This is a genomic window from Streptomyces murinus (assembly GCF_002154555.1).
GTDB lineage: Bacteria > Actinomycetota > Actinomycetes > Streptomycetales > Streptomycetaceae > Streptomyces > Streptomyces murinus.
In genome coordinates this window covers 1-7,614 of sequence record NZ_MUNF01000331.1, presented here as the reverse complement: position 1 = coordinate 7,614, position 7,614 = coordinate 1, and the positions used below count along the sequence as shown (strand labels likewise).

General features: G+C 69.4%; 2 protein-coding genes and 1 CRISPR repeat array. Both genes read right to left on the bottom strand.

Annotated elements, in window-relative coordinates:
• Positions 1-4,059 (bottom strand): CRISPR-associated helicase/endonuclease Cas3 (locus CCN72_RS20455; protein ID WP_086808775.1); only part of this gene is annotated, 4,059 nt, incomplete at its 3' end.
• Positions 4,060-5,297: 1,238 nt separating this feature from the next.
• Positions 5,298-5,994: direct repeats of the CRISPR family, unit length 28 nt; unit sequence GGACCACCCCCGCATGCGCGGGGACCAC.
• 588 nt (positions 5,995-6,582) lie between these two features.
• The coding region (nadA, locus tag CCN72_RS20450; protein ID WP_086808774.1) for a quinolinate synthase NadA at positions 6,583-7,614 on the bottom strand (1,032 nt) is incomplete at its 5' end.

Below are 7,614 nucleotides of genomic sequence, written 5' to 3'. Positions count from 1 at the left end.
GGCCGCTCTGTCCGGGTGGTGCCGGAGCGGCGTGTAGACGGGGACGCGGCCCTGCTTCTTCTCCTGCGTCTCACTGCGCCGCCAACCGGACATCGGCTCGGTCTTCCAAGGAGCGCTCATCGCGAGGGGGTCGCCGTAACCGAGGACCACGCCCGTCACGACGCCGTTCTCCGCGTGCAGCCGGACCCGGCGCGACTGCCAGGTGTACAGGTCCCGGAGCCCTTGTGGGCGGGCGCCGCCGCCGCTGCTCTCGCGCGGTCCGGCGCCGAGGGCGGCCTCGCGTCGCCATACCGGTACGTCCTGGGTGGTCGAGGCGTGTGTCTCCCAGCCTTCGGCCTCCGCCAAGGCGATCAGGTTGAGCAGCAGGGTCTCGCGGAGTGTGCCGCCCTCGGCGAACACCCCGCCGAGACTGCCCAGCGATCCCACCCCCAAGGGATAGACCTTTCCGGCCTTGCCCCGGTCGTCGCCCAGCAGGGCCGGTTTGATCCCGGAGGTGTCGAAGGCGTGCGCATGCACCAGCCACCGGGCGGCCTCCGCGTACGACAGGCAGTCGACGCCGGGCCTGCGCATCGCGAACAGGGGCTCGCCCACAGGGACGTCCGCGACGATCCGGCTCAGCGGCGCGATCTCGTTCTTCGCGGTCCGCAGTCCCGCGACCTGGTAGAAGGGCCGCTCTGTTGCGAACAGATCGAAACGTTCCCGGTGCCGCGCGAGGTATTCGGGCACGGCGGCGAAGGGATCGTCCGACAGCCACAGATCCTCCCAGTCCTCCACTTCCGCCGGGCCGTCCAGGGCGTCATAGACAATCGCGAGGAGCAGCCGTAACACCGCTATCTCCTGGGTGGGTAGATCACCCGCCAGCCCCCGCAGGGAGCCGGCCTGCTCGAAGAGTCCGAGCAGGGAGACGACATCGGTCGTCCCGTCTCCGCGCTGTACCGGGAGCCACGGCTCGGTGACCAGGTCGAAGGAGAGCGGCCCCGACGCCGCCGTGGTCCTCTCGCTCATCACCCCGACCACCTCGGCCGGTCGCTCACCGCGCTCATCCTGGCTGCCTGCCTCCCCCGCTTGTTCCGCATCGGAACCGCTCACCCTTCGCTCCTCGCCACTCCGTGTGATCGCGGGCGCGTCAGTAGAGGTGATCCGTAGTCCGTCGGCGCGGCTGTAGGTGAGTACGAAGCCTGCGAGACGGGTCTGACAATCCGGATCCAGCGCGATAATCAGCTCACCAGCCAGCCAAGGGCACTCCTTTACCTGCCAGGCAGGGATCAGGAATTGCTCAAGTTCGGCAATGGTCCGGTCGATCATCCAGGGCTTGCTGAAACGGCCCGGCAGCGTGAGTGCGCTCGCCGCCGCCGCTTCGCAGGCCCGGCGGCCGGGCACGAAGTCGACCGGCAGATCCAGACCGCCTCGTCGGCCGTCCGGTCCGTCGTCGAGCCATGGCACGGTCGTCAGACGACCGTCGGCTTGTCGCTGGACGACCAGAACCTCCAGCGTTTCCTCACTGTCGCGCACCTGAGCGCGCCCCGCGGGGCTGTCGTCCACATCACCGGCCGCCGCCTCCAGCCACCCATAGACGGGCCGCCCGGCGCGCCGCTCCGGGCCGAGCAGAAAGGCCTCCGCCTTCTGCCGCTTCTCGTCCAGCAAACGATCATGCTCGATGCGAGCAGCAGCGAGCCTTTCCGCCCATGCGGCCGGACCGACCGGCCCGTCCCCGTAAACCGCCTGGACCAACGGGCTGATGGAGGCGGGCAGGTCCAGCATTCGGCCGTCGAGGTACGGACCGAGCACGGCGAGCGAACGCAGCAGGGTGTACTCACTGCGGTAGACCGCACGAGTGCCGTCTCCGGGCTGCGGCGGACCCGCCCCCCAGTCCACCCCTGTGATGAGACAGCGCGCCTGTGCAAGGTGGGCGGGCCGGCTTCGAGCGTGCCGGTGCAGGCGGCCCATCCGTTGCAATACCAGATCGATCGGCGCCAGGTCCGTGATCAGCAGGTCGAAGTCGATGTCGAGTGACTGCTCCGCCACCTGACTGGCGACCACGACATGCCGGTGCGGGCGCTGCCGATCGTCCGGACCGAAGCGTCGTACCAGGTCCGCGTCCAGGGCCGCACGGTCGGCGGCGAGGAAGCGGGAGTGCGCCACGGTGACCACGTCCTCGCCCAGCCGTGCGCGCAGCACGTCCGCGGCTTCCAGTACCCGGTCCACCGTATTGCGTACGACCAACGCGCAGCCGCCCTGAGCAAGTTCGCGCTCAAGCCGGTCGGCCAGAACGGCCAGGTCGTCGTCCGACCGCTCCAGGGCCACCGCGACGTGCCTGCCGGAAGCGGCGGGAGGGCAGGCGATTTGGACCGGGTGTCCAGGGGCTGTGGCGGTGATCAGGGGATAGCCATCACTGCTCGCCGCGGAGCTCCCGTCAGGGGAGCCGAAGTCCGAGGAACCGGAGTACGCGGCCACCAGCTCGCGCCTGCGGTCGGCCGGCAACGTCGCCGACAGCAGGACGACCGGAACCCGGTACGCCGCCAGCCATTCCAGCACACGGTCCAGATACCGCCCCATGTACGCGTCGTACGCGTGCACCTCGTCGATCACGACGACCTTGCCCGCCACCGCCAGGTGTCGCAGAGCCAGGTGCCGACTTTTCAGCCCGGCGAACAGGACTTGGTCGATGGTCCCCACGGCGAAGGAGGCCAGCAGTTGCTTCTTGCGCCCCCGCAGCCATTGATGAGCGTGGAATCCGGCTTTCCTGGCAGGCCGGACAGCGCTCTTCTCTCTTCTTTCTTCCTCGCAGCCGTCGAGTTCGACAGCCACGATGTTTCGCCGCCCTCGGCGTAGCAGTCCCGCCCATACGTGGTTGAGAGCGGCTTTGGCGTGAGCGAGTACGACGGAACGCCGGCCGTCTCCGCCTTCTTCCCCCTCGGGCAGGTGCTTCAGCCAGTCCAGGACCCGGGGGAACATGGCGTCCCCCGTCGCCCGAGTGGGCAGCGCCACGAGCACGCCACCGGCGCCCGATCGGGCCGCGAGGACCTCCGCCGCGGCCAGCGCCGCCTCGGTCTTGCCCTCGCCCATGGGCGCCTCGATCACCAGCATGCCCGGCGCGGGCATACTGCGGGCCATCCGCACGGCCTCGGCCTGGACCGGCCGGACGACCGCGTTCTCCAGCCCGGCGAACCGCAGCCGGAGCAACTCCTCGGCAGTTCCTTCCGGTTCGCGGGGAGTCCAGGGTCTGGGCAGGTCGAGTCCGGCCCAGGCCGCGGTGAGCCGACGCCGCTCGCCCTGCGTGCCCAGGGGCCGCCAGGTCTCGGGATCGTAGGAGAACAATTCGGCGGAGCTGGCGATCCAGTCCGAGAGGATCACGACGGCCGTCAACGCGACCTGCGCCGGCTGGGGCAGCCTGACCCCGGCCCACTCCGGAAGCCGGTCCGTCACCCCCGCCGAAGCGGCACAGAGATCCATCAACTCGAACTGCACCCCGCGCCAGACCACTTCACTCGGTCCGCTGTGCCGCATCAGATGCGGACGAAGTTGCAGATCGTGGATGTGTGGGTGATCGGGGTAGGTGCCATGGTGGCCGCCCACGACGACCGCGAACTGCCCGGACACCCGGCTGCGGAAGCCGTACCGCTCGGCCATCCACTCCTGCATCAGCAACTGGCTGGCCAGCCCGTGCGGTGCGATCCGCCGGTCCTGCCCGAACTCGCGGGCACTCGGCATGTCGAGTCCCTCGTCACGCATCCGCCCGGCCAGGGCCTCGACCTGACAGGCGAAGGCCGGGGTCGCCTTGCCCACGTCGTGCCCGCCGGCGAGAAACACAACGAGCTTCCGGGCATCCGCGTCCCCTGCGGGCAACGCATCGGCCACCAGCTCCCTCACGGACCGTGGAACCCACTGCTCCCACAGCCGCCCCGCGACAGCCGCGCTGTCGGCCATGTGCCGCCACAGGGGGAGCCACCCCCCGGACTTCTGGTCGTGCTTGGCCCAGGCGGATCGGGCTGAGGCGGATAACTGGCCGGTGACGAAGATGATTTCCGTGCTGGATGGCCCGAATTCCGCGTTGGTCATGCTCTCCCTTCCTGTGTGAAACGGCGGAACCGCCCCGCAGAGCTCAGCTTGCGTGGCTGGTGCGCGGCAATTGGGCAAATGGCAAGCGCGTCTGCGTACGACGGCACCTCGGATGCGCGGTGCGTATGGCATGCGAGCCCGGCGGGCGTCGAATGCTGCCGGGGGGCACTGGCAAGGCGAGGGTGTTCCTGCCTCGGAGTGTCGCGCTGAGGTAAACCGGGCTTGAGTCTGCCGACGAGCATGCACGAGTCGGGCCTGTTAATTCCCTGCTGTTCGACTCAACGGCGCTACGCCACATGGCAGTTGAGAGAGCGTGTGGTCGTTCCCCGAAACTGGGAACCAGCGCTGGAACTCAAGTCGGCTCGATAGCGTTGTGTGTGACACGCCTGCTCGACCGCCCCCTGCGAACGCGACACGGGCGGCGGGCGTACCTCTTCGCGGGGTGTGGCGCTCTGGTCGGAGGGCTGCGGGATCACCGCCCGGATCCCACGCCTGGCGGAGATGGGTCCGGATTGCCCGGGACGAGTACGCCTTGTCGGCCAGGACCGCCTCCGGCGTTGTCCTGGGTCGGCCAACCGGCCGGAACCCGTGAGCAGGCCATGACCTCGGTGAAGGCGGGTGCGTTCCAGGCTTGGCCGGGCGTGAGCACAAAGGCGAGCGGTCCGCTGTGGCTGTCCGCGGCGAGGCGGGCCTGGGTGGTCGGCCCGCCGCGGAACCGTCCGAGGGCACGGCGATAGGGCTCGTCGGGCGGGGCCCCTTTTGACGGGCCCCGGCGGCGTGCTGATGGGCCCAGGCGATCGTGGAGAGTCGGCCGCGACGATCCAGCCGAGGTTGCCTTCGGTGTCGGCTTGGGCGAGCAGGGGGGTGAAGAGCTTCTCCCGGGTGCTGTCGGCGGCCCACTTCCCCGGCCGGTTGTGGGCGCACTTCCGCGAGCCGAAGTACTCGGGCAGGTCCGTCCACGGCTTGCCCGGGGCGGTACTTGAAGGCGATCGCGTCGATCACCAGCCGGTGATCACACGTCCGGTCCGGCAGCAACGGCTCGATCCTCGCCCACTGGGCATCAGTCACCAACACACATCAACCAACGATCAGATGATCCGAAGGAAACGCTCTAAGGCTGAGGCTCCGGTATCTGGAACGACCTCGTGGAACGCGGAGACGAGTTGCTGGCCGGTGGGCGGATCGCCCCGATAGGCACGGGACCGCGAAGTAGCCCGCCGCCTGACGCCCGTGTTCCGGATCCACCCCCGCATGCGCGGGAACCACCTCGGCGGCGAGGCCGGCGTCATGGCCGACTGGGGACCACCCCCGCATGCGCGGGGACCACGTTCGGAGTCCCGAAACGGGGCTTTGGGTCCAGGGACCACCCCCGCATGCGCGGGGACCACGAGGTTGCCCAAGTCGCCGCCGACGCCGAGGAGGGACCACCCCCGCACGCGCGGGGACCACTTGAGCTGACCGTATCGACTGTCCGATAGTGCGGGACCACCCCCGCATGCGCGGGGACCACGGTCACGTCGGCGATCGCTGTGAAGAACCTGGGGGACCACCCCCGCATGCGCGGGGACCACTTGGCGGCCGGGAGGTTCGCGGCGTAGGCCCGGACCACCCCCGCATGCGCGGGGACCACATGGCGGCCATGCGCCCGGCCGCGCCCTGGTCGGGACCACCCCCGCATGCGCGGGGACCACGCCGTTGAGGGCTCCGTCCCGTTCACCGTCCGGGGACCACCCCCGCATGCGCGGGGACCACGCCGAGCACAGCTTGATCAGGAAATCGAGGACGGGACCACCCCCGCATGCGCGGGGACCACGTCGGGCTGGCCGGGTGGTCCATCGAGATGGCGGGACCACCCCCGCATGCGCGGGGACCACATACATGCGGCGACCGACGCACCAGTCGCAGAGGGACCACCCCCGCATGCGCGGGGACCACAGTTCGTGAGCTGGGGTTTTGGTGGGGTGGGGAGGTGGAACTCCTTAGTTCCGGGGAAGGGGACATTTCGGTTCTTCCGGCTGTTTGTGCGGTGCTGCGCAGATGCTGGGCAGGCTTGGTGCGGGAGGCAGAGGTAGTACCCAACGGTCCTATGGATAGGCCCTGTTGGAGGGGCCCGTCTCTCGAAAGATATCGGTAAGTGCTCCGTGGCCAAGCTCCTGGCCCGGCTGCCGCGTGGGTCGTAGCAGCAGTGCGTTGGGCGCCTGTACAGCCATGCCGGGTGCTGACGCAGTCGGATTCAGTCGTGCGCCAGCTCCCGCCGGACAGCCTTGGTGCACGGCCGGCGCAGTCGGATTGTCAGCGGCGGGACAGGGTCTCGACAAAGAGGAAGGCCGCTGTGCGAGTCCGCTTCGGGGGGATGCGGCTGGAGCGGGCAGCGTGAGCTGCAGGCTGAAGTTCCGGTCCCCGCGTCCGCCCAGGGAGCACTGTTTCCGCCACTCGGACCCACCAGGCCCCAGTGCCGAACGGCGTCCCGCGCCCGGTACCAGGACCAGGCGCGGGACGCCGTCCCCGTCGAGCCGCCGGAGGCTACGGCAGGGCCAGCATCCGTTCCAGGGCCAGCTTCGCGAAGGTCTCCGTCTCCTCGTCGACCTGGATGTGGTTGACCAGGTTGCCCTCGGCGAGGGATTCCAGGGTCCAGACCAGGTGGGGGAGGTCGATGCGGTTCATGGTGGAGCAGAAGCAGACCGTGCGGTCGAGGAAGACGATCTCCTTGCCTTCGGGGGCGAAGCGGTTGGCGAGGCGGCGGACCAGGTTCAGTTCCGTGCCGATCGCCCACTTCGAGCCGGCGGGGGCCGCCTCCAGGGCCTTGATGATGTACTCGGTCGAGCCGACCTGGTCCGCCGCGGCCACGACCTCGTGCTTGCACTCCGGGTGCACCAGGACGTTCACCCCGGGGATACGGGCGCGCACATCGTTCACCGAGTCCAGGCTGAAGCGGCCGTGGACCGAGCAGTGGCCGCGCCACAGGATCATCTTCGCGGCGCGCAGCTCGTCCGCCGTCAGGCCGCCGTTCGGCTTGTGCGGGTTGTAGACGACGCAGTCCTCCAGGGACATCCCCATGTCCCGCACGGCGGTGTTGCGGCCGAGGTGCTGGTCGGGCAGGAAGAGCACCTTCTCGCCCTGCTCGAACGCCCAGTCCAGCGCGCGCTTGGCGTTGGAGGACGTGCAGATGGTGCCGCCGTGCTTTCCGGTGAACGCCTTGATGTCGGCCGAGGAGTTCATGTACGACACCGGGACGACCTGCTCGGATATCCCGGCCTCGGTGAGTACGTCCCAGCACTCCGCGACCTGCTCCGCCGTCGCCATGTCGGCCATGGAGCAGCCGGCCGCGAGGTCCGGCAGTACGACCTTCTGGTCGGCGGAGGTGAGGATGTCCGCCGACTCGGCCATGAAGTGCACACCGCAGAAGACGATGTACTCGGCCTCAGGACGCGCCGCCGCGTCCCGGGCCAGCTTGAAGGAGTCGCCCGTGACGTCGGCGAACTGGATCACCTCGTCACGCTGGTAGTGGTGACCGAGCACGAACACCTTGTCGCCGAGCTTCTCCTTGGCGGCGCG